The following is a 16,850-nucleotide window of genomic DNA, read 5'->3' on the forward strand; positions in this document are numbered from 1 at the left end:
TCTTAGCTGACCCACGCCTTTGGCTAACTCCTTAGATACATTGTGCCTCCCGCCATTGCCAATCAGACTTGCTGCAGTAAGCACTCTGCCAAGACAACAGGAGTTACCAGATGTCTGATTTAAGAAAATGGCAGCCAGAAGACGAGAATTTCTGGCAACAAAGCGGGCGTGGCATCGCTACCCGCAATCTATGGATCTCTATACCCAGCCTGCTCTGCGGGTTCGCGGTCTGGATGATGTGGAGCATCATTAGTGTTCAGATGCTAAATCTTGGGTTTCCGTATTCCGCCTCGGAGCTCTTTACCCTGGCAGCAATCGCTGGCTTAAGTGGCGCGACCTTGCGCATTCCTGCCAGCTTCTTTGTCCGGCTCTGTGGTGGGCGCTATACCATTTTCCTTACCACCAGCTTATTGATGATCCCAGCGTTTGGCACCGGCATCGCATTACAGGATCCCAATACACCGTTCTGGGTGTTTCAGTTGATGGCCTTATTATCCGGCATCGGTGGTGGTAACTTTGCCGCTTCAATGTCGAATATCAGCTTCTTCTTCCCGAAAAAACAGCAAGGTTTAGCGCTGGGCATGAATGCCGGCCTGGGTAACTTTGGTGTCACGACCATGCAGATCCTGATCCCGCTATTTATGACCTTTGGTGCCTTTACCCTGGTCGGTGGCGGTGAGCCGATGATCCTGCAAAAGGCCAGTGGTACCCTGATTGGGAGTATCCCGGCTGGAAGTGAAACCTGGATCCAGAATGGCGGTTTCTTATGGCTATTGCTGTTAATCCCGCTGGCCTTTGCCATCTGGTTTGGCATGAATAACATCAATACTGAAGAGGTAACACCTAAGCTACCGAGCGCCGTCGGTTCCTTCTCCATTCAGCTGGCGATGTACGGCATTGGCTTGATCGCCTCGGTAATTGGTTTATGGCTGATTCTACCGGCCAGTGCCAATGGCTCCGGCTTTAGTATTCCGAAAGAACTGGTATTAGTGCTGGTGCCAATGGCCACAGTACTGGCGCTGAAAGTATTGCCGGGCGCCATCCGTGCCAGTCTGGACCGGCAGTATAAGATTTTCAATAATAAGCACACCTGGGTCATGAGCATTCTGTATGTCATGACCTTTGGTTCCTTTATCGGTTTTGCCGCCGCGCTGCCGTTATCTATCCAGGTGATCTTTGGCTACAGCCACCTGATGGTAGATGGCGTGATGACCCACAACACTCCGAATCCGAATGGTCCCAGCGCCCTGACCTATGCCTGGATCGCCCCCTTTATCGGCGCCTTAATCCGGCCAGTGGGTGGTTGGATCTCAGACCGTTTAGGTGGTGCTCTGGTTACCCAGATCTGTGCCGTGGTGATGGTACTGGCAGCCTTAGGTGCCGCCTTCTTTATGCAGCAGGCTTATCAATCGGCAACACCAGAGCAGTACTTTATGCCGTTCTTCCTGATCTTCCTGCTGTTATTCGCCGCCAGCGGCATTGGTAATGCATCAACCTTTAAAACCATTGCCGTGGTGTTTCCAAAAGAACAAGCCGGGCCGGTGCTGGGCTGGACCTCTGCCGTCGCCGCCTACGGTGCTTTCTATATTCCACAGGTATTTGGTGAGCAGATCAAAGCCGCAACCCCAGAATATGCGATGATCGGCTTTGCCATCTTCTATGCGCTGTGTCTGGTATTAAACTGGTTCTTCTACCTGCGGAAAAGCGGCGAGTTTTATAACCCTTAAGCTTGTCTGCAAGCATGCAAGGCGCAGCCCTCAACAGGGCTGCGCTCTTTTTCAGGCTGTTTTCGGTTGCTGCAGGTATTCCGGTAAGAAGCGGAAGTATACCCCAGTGCCGCCCTCTGGCCGGCGCCGGATACTGATCTCCCCGGCCAGATGTTTGCTTCGTTCCTGAATAATGGCTAAACCATAATGATTAAGCTTTTCGGCTTTATCCGGGATCCCGACACCATCATCCTCTACTGCCAGCAAAATATACTTTTGCCCATCCTGCTGCAGGCTAATGGTCAGGTTCTGCCCCTGACTGTGGTGCACCGCATTCTGGCTGGCTTCGCGGATAATCTGCAGTAAATGAATTTCTTCATGCGGCGCCAACGGCACATTCGCCAGCTGATAATCCAAGCGGATCTGTAAGCCCGACTGTTCGCTTAACTGGCTGACTGTGGTCTGCAGCGCACTGAGCAAGCCAGCTCCATCGACTTTCAGACGGAAAGTGGTTAACAGCTCGCGTAACTGCCGGTAAGCAGCATCGAGGCCACTTTTTAGCTCTGCTGACACATCCTGCATCACCAGACGGTCATCCTTGTTAATGGCTTTATTGAGCCGGGTCACCTGAATTTTCAGATAGGACAAGGCCTGCGCCAGTGAATCATGTAACTCGCGCGCTATGACCGTACGCTCCTGCATCAGCGCCAACCGCCGCACCTGCTCCTCTTCTGATTTTAAACTCAGCGCCAAAGCCAGTTGATCGGCAATGGCCATCACCAGCTGTTGTTGCCATAACAACATCTTCTCTGAGGCGTTCAGCCGTACGACCAGAACGCCATATTTATGTCTCTCCCGCTGCAACACAAAGTTGTGCACCTGACACTGCTGCCGGCTCAATGTCTCAGTTAAACAGTCGCCACAGTTTTCAGCCGCACAGGGATCCGCCAGGCTATCGGCATGAATTTGCAGGTAAGGTTGATTTCCTTGCTCGGTAAACAGACAGAGCTCGATATCTGCCAGGCCGGTAATACTGCGCAGTTGGCTGATGATCTCGGAAAAGTCCTGATACTCTGAGGTATGTTCGCTGATCCGCTGCGCGGTGTTATATAGAAATTTCAGGGTCGTATTGGTTTGGGTCAGCTCTGCCGTTTGCTCTTCCACCCGCTTCTCAAGATTGCCGTACATATAACCAATGGCCGTATTCATCTTATTAAAGCTGGTGGCCAACATCCCGAGCTCATCCTGATGCTGCGGCGTGATACGGTGAGTAAAGTCGCCCTGCGCAATACGCCGGGCACCGCGGATCAACTCTTTTAACGGCTCCTCCACCATCACCTTCAGCCAATACATGACGATGATCGATAGCAAGATGGTGGCCATCACCGCAATAACCTGCACCGAGCGAAACGCCTTAACCTTTTGCTCTGCATCCTGCTGGATCACCAGCACCAGCTCATCCAACAATCTGACCTGCTCGGCCAGGCCGGCTTCCAATTCGGCTGGAGGGACGGCGCCAGACTCCAGCGCAGGCGCCAACTGTTGCCAGTGCTGAAAAGCACTCTGGTATTTTTGCAGAATGTCTGGCTGATGCAAAAAACGCTGAAAAACCGGATGCTGCCAACTGCTGGCAAATTGCTCATTGGCTCTTTGCAGTTTAGTGACGTCCTGTTGCAGCGTTAACCAGGCCAGGCGATAGCTTTGCATCCGCAGCGAGCCGGCAACATTAACTGCATGCGCATCGCTGTCAGCCTTATCCGACAACCAATACGACACCATCATCGTTGATAACGCCAACGTCACGATGCAGGCCAGAGCGATATTGATCCGGGTAACAATTGAAAAGGTGCGCATCTGAAACTCCCACTACTGTCTGTTCTAAGCTTAACCCGCCAGCGCCTTTCCTGCAGAAAAATCCGCTTGCCAAATCTACGGGGATACTTGGGCTACCCCCTTTTCCCCAGCCAGAGTACACCTTCAGACAAAGTGAGTAGACGCCTGCAGCCAAGGCCTGCGTTTTCAAGCATTTAGCCAATTAGCGCACTACCACCTTTGGGGTATTTTTCTTAATTTTCAGCAATTTAGCAGCATGGCAACCTTGATCTGAATCAAGCAGAATTGAGTGGTAGTTTCTATAGTGTGCTTACTGAAAAAGCAAAAACCTCTGTTCATGCAGGACAGGACCAGGAGTCAAGTATGAGTCATCTGTTAGATAAACTGCGGTTTTTTAAAACCCGCAAAACCCCCTTCGCCAATGGCCACGGGGTGACCACCAATGAGGACCGGACCTGGGAGCAAGGCTACCGGCAACGCTGGCAGCACGATAAGGTGGTACGTTCCACGCACGGTGTAAACTGTACCGGCTCTTGTAGTTGGAAAATCTATGTCAAAGACGGCCTGGTCACCTGGGAAACCCAGCAAACCGACTATCCGCGTACCCGTCCGGATCTGCCAAACCATGAACCCCGTGGCTGTCCGCGTGGCGCGAGCTATTCCTGGTATATCTACAGTGCCAACCGGCTGAAATATCCGAAAGTGCGGCAGCAACTGATGAAGCTGTGGCGTGAAGCCCGGGTGCAGCATAAAGATCCGGTGAAAGCCTGGGAATCTATTGTCAGTGATCCGGTAAAGGCCAAAAGCTATAAAGAGCGCCGCGGTTTAGGTGGCTTTATCCGTGCCAGCTGGGATGAAGTGAACGAGCTGATTGCCGCGTCCAACGTTTATACCACTAAAACCTATGGCCCGGATCGGGTAACCGGTTTTTCGCCGATCCCAGCAATGTCGATGGTGTCCTACGCCGCCGGTGCCCGTTATCTGTCATTAATTGGCGGTAACTGTTTAAGCTTTTACGACTGGTACTGCGACTTACCCCCGGCCTCACCGCAAATTTGGGGCGAGCAAACCGACGTACCAGAATCCGCTGACTGGTATAACTCGAATTACATTATTGTTTGGGGCTCAAACGTGCCGCAAACCCGCACCCCGGACGCACATTTCCTGACCGAAGTCCGCTACAAGGGTACCAAGACCTGTGTCATTACCTCGGACTACTCAGAAGCCTCTAAGTTTGGTGATACCTGGTTAGCACCGCGTCAGGGTACCGATGCTGCCCTGGCCATGGCCTTTGGCCATGTGATTTTAAAAGAATTCCATGTTGATAACCCGAGTGCTTACTTTACTGACTACGTGCGTCGTACTACCGATATGCCGATGTTGGTAATGTTAGAGGAGCAAAACGGGGTGCTAACCACCGGCCGCTTCCTGCGCGCGGCCGATCTGGTAAATAACCTGGGTGAAGACAATAACCCGGATTGGAAAACCATTGCTGTTAACAAAGATGGTCGCCTGACCAGCCCGAATGGCGCCATTGGTTATCGTTGGGGCCAGGCCGGCAAATGGAACCTGGAGCAAAAAGACAAAGACGGTGAGCTGGAGCTGCAGCTGAGTTTAAAAGACAACCGCGACGAGCTGGTGGATGTTGGCTTCCCGTATTTTGGTGGTGCACCACACGAGTACCAATACTTCCAGCATACCGATCATGCTGATGTACAAATGCGCAAAATTCCTGCCAAACGCGTCGAGCTGGCCAGTGGCGGTACCGCGCTGGTCGCTACCGTATTTGACCTGATGCTGGCGCAATATGGTGTGGATAATGGTATTGGTGATGAAAGCCGGGCGAAATCCTATACCGATAACGTGCCTTACACCCCGGGCTGGCAAGAAGCTATTACCGGCGTGAAGCCGGATGATGTGATTCGGGTCGCGCGTGAGTTTGCCCGTAATGCCGATAAAACCCGTGGCCGCTCCATGGTCATCGTCGGCGCCGCGCTGAACCACTGGTACCACATGGATATGAACTACCGTGGCCTGATCAATATGCTGATGATGTGTGGCTGTATCGGTCAAAGTGGCGGCGGCTGGGCGCACTATGTCGGTCAGGAAAAACTACGGCCACAAACCGGCTGGACCCCACTGGCCTTTGCGCTGGATTGGCAACGGCCACCACGCCATATGAACGGTACCTCGTTCTTCTACAATCATTCCAGCCAATGGCGTTACGAAAAGCTGGATATGACCGAAGTCATTTCGCCACTGGCCAATAAAGACAAATGGTCTGGCAGTATTGTCGACTATAACAGCCGCGCCGAACGCATGGGCTGGTTACCGTCAGCACCACAGCTGGGCACGAATCCGCTAAAACTGGCGGCCGCAGCCAAAGCTGCCGGCAAAGAGCTGAAAGACTATGTGGTGGAGCAATTAACCTCACGCAACATTAAGTTTGCCTGTGAGCAACCGGAAAACCCGCAAAACTTCCCACGCAATATGTTTATCTGGCGCTCCAACCTGCTGGGTTCCAGCGGTAAAGGCCATGAATATATGCTACGGCACTTACTGGGCACCAAACACGGCCTGCTTGGCAAAGATTTAGGCGGTTTTGGCGGTAAAAAGCCGGAAGATGTGGAATGGACCGAGCAGCCGGCTGAAGGTAAGGTCGATCTGTGGGTGACGCTGGATTTCCGCATGTCTACCACTTGCCTGTATTCCGACATCGTACTGCCTACCGCCACCTGGTATGAAAAAGATGATATGAATACCTCGGATATGCATCCCTTTATTCACCCGTTAACCGCAGCCATTGACCCGGTGTGGGAAGCGCGCAGTGACTGGGAAATCTTTAAAGGCATCGCGCAGGCGTTCTCTAAAGCTGCCGTTGGGCACTTAGGGGTGGAAACCGATGTGGTGACTACACCGATGCACCACGATACGCCTGCCGAGCTGGCGCAGCCTTACGGCGTAAAAGCCTGGTGGAAAGGCGAATGTGAGGCGATTCCGGGCCTGACCATGCCACATATTAATATTGTGGAACGGGATTACCCCAATACCTATGCCCGCTTTACTTCAATAGGCCCGCTGCTGGAAAAAATCGGTAATGGCGGGAAAGGCATCAGCTGGGATACTAAAGACGAAGTCGAGTTCCTGCGTAAACTGAACCGGGTACATACTGCTGACGGCGCCAATAAAGGCATGGCAAAAATTGATACTGCGATTGATGCCGCCGAAATGATCCTGACACTGGCTCCGGAAACCAATGGTCATGTTGCCGTTAAAGCCTGGGATGCGCTGGGTAAAATTACCGGCCGCGATCACAAGCACCTGGCGTTACCGAAAGAAGATGAAAAAATCCGCTTCCACGATATCGTCGCCCAACCACGGAAAATTATCAGTTCACCCACCTGGTCCGGGCTGGAAGACGAACATGTGTCTTACAACGCCGGCTATACCAACGTGCATGAGTTGATCCCCTGGCGCACCATTACCGGTCGTCAGCAGTTCTATCAGGATCATGAATGGATGCGCGACTTTGGTGAGCAGCTGTGTAGCTACAAGCCACCGATTAACCTGAAAACAGTTGAGCCGGTGCTGAACAAAAAGTCGAATGGGAACAAAGAGATCGTACTGAACTGGATCACACCACACCAGAAGTGGGGTATTCACAGTACTTACTCCGACAACCTGTTAATGCTGACCTTATCCCGCGGCGGTCCTATCGTCTGGCTAAGTGAAATTGATGCCAAAGCAGCGGGTATTGAAGATAACGACTGGATCGAAATCTTTAACGTTAACGGCGCTATCGCGGCCCGTGCCGTGGTGTCACAGCGGGTACCGGAAGGTATGAGCATGATGTACCACGCCCAGGAGCGGATTGTGAACGTGCCCGGCAGCGAGTTAACCGGCACCCGTGGTGGTATTCATAACTCGGTAACCCGTGCCGTAATGAAGCCGACGCATATGATTGGCGGTTATGCCCAGCAAGCTTACGGTTTTAACTACTACGGTACCGTTGGCTGTAACCGGGACGAATTTGTCATCGTGCGCAAGATGAGCCGTGTCGACTGGTTAGACAAGGAGACCTAATCACAACGCGTCTTTCACGCCATAGCGGCGTTGGGTCAGCTCTCAAAATGCTCATTTACGCATCTGTAAACTGCGCTTTTTCGAGGCTGCCCCGCCTTGCTCTGACGCGAAATCCATCATTGTGAATAGGTCCCCTAATAAGTTTCTAAGGAATTAACATGAAAGTTAGAGCCCAAATTGGCATGGTGCTGAATTTAGACAAGTGCATAGGTTGCCACACTTGCTCCATCACCTGCAAAAACGTCTGGACCTCGCGTGAAGGGGTCGAATATGCCTGGTTTAACAACGTCGAAACCAAGCCCGGTATCGGTTTTCCGAAAGAGTGGGAAAATCAGCAAAAATGGAACGGCGGCTGGGTGCGGGAAAACGGCAAACTGCAGCTGAAAATCGGTGGCAAGCGCCGCATTCTGGCAAATATTTTCGCCAACCCGGACTTACCGGAAATTGACGATTACTACGAACCATTCGACTTCGATTACCAGCATTTACACAATGTTGGCGATACCAAGCACCAGCCGGTGGCCCGCCCGCGTTCACTGATTAGCGGCCAGCGGATGGAGAAAATCGAATGGGGTCCAAACTGGGAGGAAATCCTCGGCACCGAGTTCGAGAAACGGAAAAAAGATACTAACTTCAACGAAGTAGTGCAGAAGGACATCTACGGTCAGTTTGAAAAGACCTTTATGATGTACTTACCCCGGTTGTGCGAGCACTGTTTAAACCCGGCTTGCGTGGCGGCCTGCCCGTCCGGTGCGATATACAAACGCGAAGAAGACGGTATCGTCTTGATTGACCAGGACAAATGCCGCGGCTGGCGGATGTGTGTCTCGGCCTGTCCGTACAAAAAAATCTACTACAACTGGAAGTCCGGTAAGTCAGAAAAATGTACTTTCTGCTTCCCGCGGATTGAAGCCGGGCAACCGACGACCTGTTCAGAAACCTGTGTCGGCCGTATCCGTTACTTAGGCGTACTGCTGTACGATGCCGACCGCATTGAATCAGCTGCCTGTGTGGCGAATGAAAAAGATTTATATCAGGCACAGCTGGATATCTTCCTCGACCCGCACGATCCGGCAGTGATTGCCGCGGCCCGGGCCGAAGGTATCAACGATAACTGGATTAAAGCAGCCCAGCGTTCACCGGTGTATATGATGGCGATGGACTGGAAGGTCGCACTGCCACTGCACCCTGAATACCGCACCCTGCCAATGGTTTGGTATGTGCCGCCACTGTCACCCATTCAAAGTGCGGTACAGGCCGGTCATGTCGGCATGAATGGCGAAATTCCGGATCTGAAGTCGCTGCGTATTCCGCTGCGTTATCTGGCCAATATGCTGACCGCTGGTGACGAAGCGCCCGTCGTTCGCGCCTTAGAGCGGATGATTGCGATGCGCGCCTTTAAACGCTCACAACAAGTGGATGGCGTTGAAGATCTGGATGTACTGAAGCAAGTGGGCCTCAATGCAATACAGGTTGAAGAGATGTACCGCTATATGGCGCTGGCTAATTACGAAGATCGCTTTGTGATCCCAACCAGTCACCGTGCTTATGCCGAAAATGCCTATGACCTGAAATCCAGCTGTGGCTTTACCTTTGGTAACGGCTGTGGCGATGGTAATAACGACGTCAACCTGTTTGGCACTAAGGCCAAGGGTGTACGCCAGGTGATTCCGGTTGAGCTGAAGGATTAAGAGGGTTTTATGCAAATTTTACAGTTAATTTCATTGCTGCTGGATTACCCCAAACCTGAGCTGTTGGCAGCAAAGGATGAATTACTGGCCGTGGTAGCGGCCAGTGATTTACCGCAGAGCAATAAAGACGGCCTGAGTACCTTTATCAGTCAGCGCTGCGGCGCTGATTTAATGGATTGGCAATCTGAATACGACGGTTTGTTTGAACGTGGTCGCTCGCTGTCCTTGCTGATTTTTGAGCATGTGCATGGTGAATCACGCGACCGTGGGCAGGCAATGGTCGACTTACAGGCGCAGTACAAAGAGGCGGGTCTGGATATTGGCGTAAAAGAGCTACCAGACTATCTGCCGCTGTATCTGGAATTTTTATCCACTCAGGGCGCAGACAATGCGCAACTTGGTCTGGAAGAAATTGCCCCGATTCTGGCCGTACTCACCTGCCGGCTGGAACAGCGTGAATCCAACTATGCCGCCTTATTCCAAAGCCTGCTGGTATTGTCCGCTGCTGAGGTCGATTTAGCCGATATTAAAGCGCAAATCGCCACTGAGAAACGCGATGACACGCCCAAGGCACTGGATAAAGTCTGGGAAGAGGAAATGGTGACCTTTATGAGTGCAGAGCAATCCAACAGCGCCTGCGGCACCGGCAATAAACCGAGTGAATCCCAACGGCGCGATCAATTTGTACCACTGAGCACCGATTTATTGCAAACCGACGCCCTGGCACAAGAACTATTTCATGAAGCCGCCGTGAAGCGCGCTTAAGGAGCATTAAGATGGCACACTTAAATCTGTTTGCCTTTGGCATCTACCCGTATATCGCAATTGCGATTATGGTGTTGGGTAGCTGGATCCGTTACGACCGTGAGCAATACACCTGGAAGACCAGTTCTTCGCAGCTGTTAGAAAGTAAACAACTGCGTAAGGGCAGCATCGCCTTTCATATCGGTATTCTGGGGATCTTTTTAGGCCACTTTGCCGGCCTGCTGCTGCCAAAAGAACTCTGGTATTTGTTCGGTATTACCAGCTCCATGAAGCAGATGATTGCGATCGTTGCCGGCGGCATCTTTGGTTTAATCTGCTTCTACGGCCTGACCATACTCATCAAACGCCGGCTGTTTAACCCGCGTATTCGTGCTACCAGTAACCCAATGGATATCGCTATCCTGCTGTTACTCTACGCACAATTGATTCTGGGCTTACTGTCGATCTTTGTTTCCGTTGGACATTTGGACGGTCAGGAAATGCTGAAGTTAATGGCTTGGGCACAAAATACGGTTACGTTTAACTCCGTTGCCGCCGCAGAGTCTATCAGTAGCGTGCATTGGATTTTCAAACTGCATGTATTCCTGGGCATGACGCTGTTTGTGGTGTTTCCGTTCAGTCGCTTAGTGCATATGTTAAGTGTACCAGTGCAGTATATCAGCCGGCAGCACCAGATAGTGCGGCAGCGGTTTGTGCGGTAAAGGCGGGATGGAGGTCAAAATGATTCAGGTTAACGATACCCCAATTAGCGAAGCCGCCATTATGGCGGAAATGCAATACCATCCGGCAGACAGCAAGCGCACGGCGATGCTAAAAGCTGCCGAATCGCTGGTGATTGGCGAGCTGCTGCGCCAGCGTGCTGCGGAACTGGGGCTGGAAATCAGCACCGAAAACAATGTCGTCACCGAAAATAACTATCTGGATGCCTTATTGGCCCGTGAAGTGTTGATCCCGACGGCTACAGACGTTGAGTGTGAGCAATACTACAAACTGAATCCGCAACGCTTTACCAGCTCACCGCTGTTAGAAGTGCGGCATATTCTGTTGGCGGCGGCGCCGGAAGATGATGCCGCCCGGGTTGAAGCGAAAACTCTGTCGGAAATTCTGATCCAACAACTGCAGCAAGGCACGCCCTTTGTCGAGGCAGCACGAAATTACTCGGCTTGCCCATCGAGAGAAACCGGCGGTAGTCTTGGCCAAATCAGTCGCGGCCAGACGGTACCCGAGTTTGAACGGCAGATTTTTAGTGCTGAGCCCGGTTTAATGTCGCAAGGTATTGAAAGCCGTTATGGTGTGCATGTGGTTGAAGTAATGCGTAAAGTGCCAGGCCAGCAACTGCCATACAGTGCAGTAAAACAAAAGATTGCTGATTACCTGAACGAGAAAGTCCGGCGCAAAGCCGTCGCGCAGTATATTCATCAATTGATTGTGCAGGCCAGAATTGACGGCTATGACTTTCAGTTATCAGAGTCACCGTTAATGCAGTAACGGTGTGTCTCTGACCCTTACTGCCTTTGAGTTTTGTGTCTCGACACCCGGCAACGGGCCTTTTGCCGCCGTCAGATTTTCAGATGGCGGCTTTTTATTGCGCTTTTATTGCCCTTTCAGATAAGCGATTAAGGCTTGTCTGGCTTCTGCTGATCTCATACCGGTAAATGGCAGGCACATCTCAGGCACCAGTTGTTGTGGTTTCGCCAGCCAGGCATCTAATACCTCTTCCGTCCACACCAAATCAATCTGCTTTACGGCCTCGGTATACAGATAATCGTCCAGGCCAGCCAGCTTGCGGCCAAGCAACTGGTGTAAATGCGGGCCGAACTCGGTATTAGAGCCGGCCTCAACGCTGTGACAAGCCACACAACGGATAAACTCATCTTGCCCTTGCTGCCATAAGGCATCTTGCAGCGTGTTGGCACTATTCAGTTCAGCATCGTGCTGACTAGTGCTGCAGGCAGTCAGCAGCACTACGACAACAAGCAACAAACTGCGCATCAGGTCATTTCCGGTAACTGACATCTGTACCGATTAAACCAGCAATCGGCACAATGTCAATGCCGGATGTCAGTGATCAACTAGTATCTTCTGGGCTGATAGGCATACGCATCACGCAGAATACGGTCACGTTGGCGATCAAAGCGATCATGCTCACGTTCGACCTTGGCGGCGAACTTATCATAGGCGCGATCTACTTTACGCTGGAATTTCTCCCGCTCTTTATGATGCGGCCGGCCTTTCCCTTTGCGGGTATCGTTCCGGTATTCACGGGCCAGTTTGTCCAGCTCCCGATCCAGCTCACGCTCATAACTGGCCAGTTTACGCTGATGCTCAGCCGCTAAACGACGTAGTTGCTGACGGGTACGATCGTCAAGACGTGGTGGGGCATGCCGTATTTCATAATGCCGGCTATAACCCTGGTACACCGGATCAATCCGCGCCACCCTTAACAACTCGTCTGCCGCCCGTTGCAGCGTAAAGGCGACCACATCCTGTGCCACCTGCTCGACCGGATCATAGCGCTGCTGATGCGCACTCAGCGGCCAGGCCGTTAAGGTGAATAGGGTGGCAATTACCAAGCTTTTATTGATACCTGTTTTCATAGCAGGCTCCATTTCTGGCTAAACACCTGTTGATTGTGGCCCACCGGCCTTAACCGACGCTGAAGCAATTTCCCCTGTACCACCGATGGGGTAACAACTGCTGTAATGGCGCGACCTGGCAAGCCAGCCTGGCGGTTACAGTTAGCTAAATTTGATCTGGATCAATCTTTCACAGCGCTAAGCATCTAAGCTAAACCACAATATCTAGTGATAATCAACAATACCAACACAAGATAGAGGGTTTTATGCTGTATTACACCGCTGAACAAGTTGTCTGGCAAGAAGTACCCGGCGAAGTGTCGCTGGCATACACCATCAGTGGCTGCCAGCTGGGCTGTAAAGGTTGCCATAGCGCCGATAGCTGGGATCCCAAACAAGGACGCCCCCTTAGCCCGGAACATTTTCAGCAACGTTTGCAGGATTATCAGGGGTTGATTAGCTGTGTGCTGTTTTTAGGCGGCGAGTGGGCAGCGCCAGCATTACTAAAACTGCTGACGCTGAGTAAAACCGCAGGCTTAAAACGCTGCCTCTATACCGGGCTGGAACTGGCTGAGCTAAGCCCATCCATCCGCAGTGAACTGACTTTTGTGAAAACCGGGCGCTGGTTTGCTGCGCGCGGCGGTTTGCAAAGCCCAACCACCAATCAAAGATTTATCGATTTGCGAACAGGCCAGTGTCTGAATTCGCACTTTCAACAACGCAACTAACACAATGCAAGAGGGAATGGCTATGGCGGCGCTTAACACCGAACAACTACAAAAGAAACTAAGTTTTATTGAGCAATATTTACTGGCACCTAATGCTGCCGATGGTTCGAAACTGGATGCCAATGCCAATGTTACCCAGAAAAATATTGCGACCCTGGAGGCTGAGCTGATGAAAGATCAGTTTATTCAGGTTAATCGCGCTCTGGTCAGCAATAAGATCCGCGAGTTATTTGATGCTGAGCTGGCGAAGGAGTATCTGCGCCAAATTGAGCAACATGAAATTTATGTGCATGACGAAACCAGCCTGAAGCCCTATTGTGTATCGGTTACCATGTATCCGTTCTTACGCGATGGTCTGACGAAACTGGGGGGCGAGTCGCAGGCTCCGAAACATCTGGAGTCCTTTTGCGGCTGCTTTGTTAACTTTGTATTCGCCGTGTCCAGTCAGTTTGCCGGCGCTGTGGCCACGGTCGAGTTTCTGACCTATTTTGATTATTTTGCCCGTAAAGATTATGGCGATAACTATCTGCAGACCCATCGCAAACAAATCGAAAACCACCTGCAGCATGTGGTGTATGCACTAAACCAGCCGGCGGCGGCGCGCGGTTATCAGAGTGTATTCTGGAATATCTCGGTCTATGACCAGCACTATTTTGCCAGCATGTTTGGTAACTTTGTGTTTCCGGACTTTGTAAAACCAGAATGGTCTTCGGTGTCAGCGTTACAGCAATTTTTCCTGAGCTGGTTTAATCAAGAGCGCGAGAAAACTATCCTCACCTTCCCGGTGGTCACCGTCGCCATGCTGACTGAGAACGGCCGCTGCAAAGATCAGCTGTTCGCGATCGACATAGCCCGCGAAATGGCAGCCGGGAATTCGTTTTTTATTTATCAGTCTGATAATGCCGACTCACTGGCAAGCTGCTGCCGGCTGCGTAGTGAAATCAGCGATAATACCTTTTCTTATTCGTTAGGCGCTGGCGGAGTAGCGACCGGCTCCATTAATGTGATTACTCTCAATATGAACCGGCTGGTCCAGGATGGCCGTGATTTAGCAACAGAGGTCAGCAAAATCCATAAATATCAGGTTGCCTACCGCAAACTCCTGGAAGAGTATAAAGCGGCCGGCTTGCTCACCGTATACGATGCCGGCTTTATCAGCCTGGATAAACAATTTCTGACCATTGGCATTAACGGCATGGTTGAAGCCGCCGAATCTCAGGGCCTAAGCGCTGGCAATAATGCCGCCTATATCAACTTTGTGCAGCAACAGCTAAAAGTGATTTTTGAGGCTAATAAGGCGGCAAAAGCCGAATACGGTTATCTGTTTAATACCGAGTTTGTGCCAGCGGAAAATCTGGGGGTAAAGAACGCCAAGTGGGATCGTGAAGATGGCTATGTTGTGCCGCGTGATTGCTATAACTCCTATTTTTACGTGGTAGAAGACGAGCAAAGCAATACGCTGGACAAGTTTCAACTACATGGCCGTCAGCTACTAGATTATCTTGATGGTGGCTCAGCGCTGCACCTGAACCTGGAAGAAAAGCTGGATCTGCAGGGCTATCTGCAACTGCTGAATATTGCTGCTCATACCGGCTGTAATTATTTTTGTGTTAACGTCAAAATCACTATCTGTAATCAGTGTGACGCCATTGATAAGCGCACGCTGTGCCGCTGTGCCCAATGTGGTAGCCCGGATATTGATTACGGCACCCGGGTCATTGGCTATTTAAAACGTATCTCCGCCTTTAGCGCTGGCCGCCGGCAGGAACATAGCCTGCGGCATTATCAACGTCAGGCCAGTACCCGCTTACAGAAAACCGGTTAAGGCGTTCCTGGCCCCTTGCGCAATTAGGCGGAGGCGGTTTGGGGGCTTGCTGGCCCCCTTTTTTCTTAGCTTAGCTACTACTGTGGAGGCATAGCGCGCAGGCCTTACCCGCCGTAAACTGCGTTATCAGTCCCAGCGGAGGCGCAATGAGTAACAAACCCAAGCTGCAAACCGCCATGCAGCAGCTGATTAGCGAAGTCAAAGCCACCTTGCCGCTCTACGAACCGGCAACCTATGTTTGCGGCATTACCAATAGCGATTGTCAGGGCTGTCCAAAGAAAATGCTGGAACTGGTCGATTCTGAACTCTGCTTTTGGGAAAGCGCGCTAAAACAAGGCCGCATCCCTAAGTTTGATGAATTGCGCCGCTTTGGCAAGCTATGCCAAAGCGTGCATCGTAATTTGGTGCGCAATAAAATCCTCGCCGCTGACTAAACAAGACCACGGTATACACCAACAACACCACAAAAAGACGGTCATTCAGGCTAGTTTCAGCCTGGCACTGCTAGCCTGATATTGATCAGAAAACTCAGCTCACAACACCGAAGCGCGATAAACACTATGCGCCTCGGCCTGTATGACCATAAAAGGTCTAATTTCCATGGAGTATAAATGATGTCAGTGAAACCTCTATTACCTATTGCTCTGCTTAGTCTGGCCGGTCTTACCGCGTGCGGTGGCAGTGACGATGTTCAGGTTAGCGCCCAAACTGCCGTCTTTAGTTTTGGTGTTAGTGATGCCCCTGTTACCGAAGCTGCGAAAGTGGTGGTTTGTTTCTCGGGGATTGAATTGGTTGGTAATGATTTACAACCTCAACGTTTTACCCTGGGTTCAGGTCAGTTTACCTCAGAAGCCAATGATTTATGCCGCACCGCCTCCGGCACGGTGATCCCCAATACCCGAGGTATCGATTTACTTACCCTACAAGGTGCCAATTCTGAAGCCTTGATCCGCTCTGCGGTTGTGCCGGCTGGTCAGTATGGTCAGTTGCGGCTTGATATTGCTGAGGGCAGCTATGTCGAGCGTTTAGATGGCAGCCGCGTATCGCTGCGGGTACCGTCAAATCAGTTAAGATTAAATGGTCCGGTGCTCTCAGCCGGTGGCAATTTTAATTACACGCTGGAGTTTGATTTGCGTAAAGCTCTGGTTGACGCCAATCCTGCCGGTGTTAGCACACCAAACAATCAGAATTACTTGTTAAAACCCACCGGCCTGCGCTTAGTCGATAACAGCCAGGTGGGGCATTTGCAGGGCAACGTAGCAGAGGGTTTCCTTATCGATAACCAGTGCCCGGTGAATCCGGCAGATGACAGGGCCGCGGTTGCCGCCGTCTATCTTTATGCTGGTGCCAGCCGGCCGTTAGCCGATCTGTCTGATAATGGTGGCAACAAGCTGTACCAACCTTACGCCAGCACAGCGGTGTTCTTTAAAAATGACGAGACCCGCTACCACTACAGTATCGGCTTTGTTGAAGCAGGTAGCTACACTGTTGCCATCACCTGCGATCTGGACGATCAACCTGAAGCTGCCGATGATATTGTCTTTATTACCAGCAAGAATATCACCATCGAAGCGCGCCAGCAGCCATATCAGCTGGACTTTGCCCAAGGCGATTAATCCTGCCTTGTGCTCAGGGTTTGGTTG

Annotated in this window: 13 protein-coding genes; 10 read left to right on the forward strand and 3 right to left on the reverse strand. The window is 51.5% G+C overall.

The genetic code is table 11. The annotated features are described in order from the left end of the window. Positions 1 to 110: 110 nt before the first annotated feature. On the forward strand, positions 111 to 1,727 hold the full coding sequence (locus AEST_RS12150) for an MFS transporter (protein WP_008609384.1): 1,617 nt from the start codon (positions 111 to 113) through the stop codon (positions 1,725 to 1,727). Between the two features lie 51 nt (positions 1,728 to 1,778). On the opposite strand, the gene AEST_RS12155 is transcribed toward AEST_RS12150, so the two are convergent. After that, positions 1,779 to 3,560: an ATP-binding protein gene (locus AEST_RS12155; RefSeq protein ID WP_008609385.1), complete on the reverse strand. Its 1,782-nt coding sequence runs from the start codon at positions 3,558 to 3,560 to the stop codon at positions 1,779 to 1,781. Positions 3,561 to 3,902: 342 nt separating this feature from the next. Here AEST_RS12155 and AEST_RS12160 point away from each other — a divergent pair, with 342 nt between their 5' ends. From AEST_RS12160 to AEST_RS12180, 5 genes are all read left to right on the forward strand, one after another. Then, positions 3,903 to 7,622 (forward strand): nitrate reductase subunit alpha, encoded by a 3,720-nt coding sequence (locus tag AEST_RS12160; RefSeq protein ID WP_008609386.1) that lies wholly within the window; start codon positions 3,903 to 3,905, stop codon positions 7,620 to 7,622. 158 nt (positions 7,623 to 7,780) lie between these two features. Continuing rightward, on the forward strand, positions 7,781 to 9,313 hold the full coding sequence (narH, locus tag AEST_RS12165) for a nitrate reductase subunit beta (RefSeq protein ID WP_008609388.1): 1,533 nt from the start codon (positions 7,781 to 7,783) through the stop codon (positions 9,311 to 9,313). 9 nt (positions 9,314 to 9,322) lie between these two features. Further along, on the forward strand, positions 9,323 to 10,078 hold the full coding sequence (gene narJ, locus AEST_RS12170; protein ID WP_008609389.1) for a nitrate reductase molybdenum cofactor assembly chaperone: 756 nt from the start codon (positions 9,323 to 9,325) through the stop codon (positions 10,076 to 10,078). Between the two features lie 11 nt (positions 10,079 to 10,089). Then, entirely contained in the window at positions 10,090 to 10,779 is a 690-nt protein-coding gene (gene narI / locus AEST_RS12175; RefSeq protein ID WP_008609390.1) for a respiratory nitrate reductase subunit gamma, read from the forward strand. Positions 10,780 to 10,798: 19 nt separating this feature from the next. Continuing rightward, complete coding sequence (locus tag AEST_RS12180) at positions 10,799 to 11,566, forward strand: peptidylprolyl isomerase (protein ID WP_008609392.1); 768 nt, start codon at positions 10,799 to 10,801, stop codon at positions 11,564 to 11,566. A 105-nt stretch (positions 11,567 to 11,671) separates the two neighbouring features. On the opposite strand, the gene AEST_RS12185 is transcribed toward AEST_RS12180, so the two are convergent. Both AEST_RS12185 and AEST_RS12190 read right to left on the reverse strand, forming a co-directional pair. Then, complete coding sequence (locus AEST_RS12185; protein ID WP_008609396.1) at positions 11,672 to 12,070, reverse strand: c-type cytochrome; 399 nt, start codon at positions 12,068 to 12,070, stop codon at positions 11,672 to 11,674. Between the two features lie 80 nt (positions 12,071 to 12,150). Further along, positions 12,151 to 12,675, reverse strand: a complete 525-nt coding sequence (locus AEST_RS12190; protein WP_238534601.1) for a hypothetical protein — start codon at positions 12,673 to 12,675, stop codon at positions 12,151 to 12,153. A 245-nt stretch (positions 12,676 to 12,920) separates the two neighbouring features. Between AEST_RS12190 and nrdG the strand changes: the two genes are divergently transcribed. The 4 genes from nrdG (at position 12,921) to AEST_RS12210 (ending at position 16,823) form a co-directional block, all read left to right on the forward strand. Further along, complete coding sequence (gene nrdG, locus AEST_RS12195) at positions 12,921 to 13,382, forward strand: anaerobic ribonucleoside-triphosphate reductase activating protein (protein WP_008609401.1); 462 nt, start codon at positions 12,921 to 12,923, stop codon at positions 13,380 to 13,382. 22 nt (positions 13,383 to 13,404) lie between these two features. Continuing rightward, a complete protein-coding gene (gene nrdD, locus AEST_RS12200) occupies positions 13,405 to 15,207 on the forward strand; it encodes an anaerobic ribonucleoside-triphosphate reductase (protein ID WP_039925493.1) in 1,803 nt (600 codons plus the stop codon). A gap of 146 nt (positions 15,208 to 15,353) precedes the next feature. Then, complete coding sequence (locus AEST_RS12205; protein WP_008609403.1) at positions 15,354 to 15,641, forward strand: hypothetical protein; 288 nt, start codon at positions 15,354 to 15,356, stop codon at positions 15,639 to 15,641. Between the two features lie 177 nt (positions 15,642 to 15,818). After that, a complete protein-coding gene (locus tag AEST_RS12210; RefSeq protein ID WP_008609404.1) occupies positions 15,819 to 16,823 on the forward strand; it encodes a DUF4382 domain-containing protein in 1,005 nt (334 codons plus the stop codon). Positions 16,824 to 16,850: the final 27 nt, after the last annotated feature.

Origin of the sequence: Alishewanella aestuarii B11 (genome assembly GCF_000280055.1) — a bacterium.
Classification (GTDB): domain Bacteria; phylum Pseudomonadota; class Gammaproteobacteria; order Enterobacterales; family Alteromonadaceae; genus Alishewanella; species Alishewanella aestuarii.

Excerpts from the sequence above, each read along its gene's own strand:
- AEST_RS12150 (WP_008609384.1), top strand. The coding sequence starts at position 111 with ATGTCTGATTTAAGAAAATGGCAGCCAGAAGACGAGAATTTCTGGCAA.
- AEST_RS12155 (WP_008609385.1), bottom strand. The coding sequence starts at position 3,560 with ATGCGCACCTTTTCAATTGTTACCCGGATCAATATCGCTCTGGCCTGC.
- AEST_RS12160 (WP_008609386.1), top strand. The coding sequence starts at position 3,903 with ATGAGTCATCTGTTAGATAAACTGCGGTTTTTTAAAACCCGCAAAACC.
- narH (WP_008609388.1), top strand. The coding sequence starts at position 7,781 with ATGAAAGTTAGAGCCCAAATTGGCATGGTGCTGAATTTAGACAAGTGC.
- narJ (WP_008609389.1), top strand. The coding sequence starts at position 9,323 with ATGCAAATTTTACAGTTAATTTCATTGCTGCTGGATTACCCCAAACCT.
- narI (WP_008609390.1), top strand. The coding sequence starts at position 10,090 with ATGGCACACTTAAATCTGTTTGCCTTTGGCATCTACCCGTATATCGCA.
- AEST_RS12180 (WP_008609392.1), top strand. The coding sequence starts at position 10,799 with ATGATTCAGGTTAACGATACCCCAATTAGCGAAGCCGCCATTATGGCG.
- AEST_RS12185 (WP_008609396.1), bottom strand. The coding sequence starts at position 12,070 with ATGCGCAGTTTGTTGCTTGTTGTCGTAGTGCTGCTGACTGCCTGCAGC.
- AEST_RS12190 (WP_238534601.1), bottom strand. The coding sequence starts at position 12,675 with ATGAAAACAGGTATCAATAAAAGCTTGGTAATTGCCACCCTATTCACC.
- nrdG (WP_008609401.1), top strand. The coding sequence starts at position 12,921 with ATGCTGTATTACACCGCTGAACAAGTTGTCTGGCAAGAAGTACCCGGC.
- nrdD (WP_039925493.1), top strand. The coding sequence starts at position 13,405 with ATGGCGGCGCTTAACACCGAACAACTACAAAAGAAACTAAGTTTTATT.
- AEST_RS12205 (WP_008609403.1), top strand. The coding sequence starts at position 15,354 with ATGAGTAACAAACCCAAGCTGCAAACCGCCATGCAGCAGCTGATTAGC.
- AEST_RS12210 (WP_008609404.1), top strand. The coding sequence starts at position 15,819 with ATGATGTCAGTGAAACCTCTATTACCTATTGCTCTGCTTAGTCTGGCC.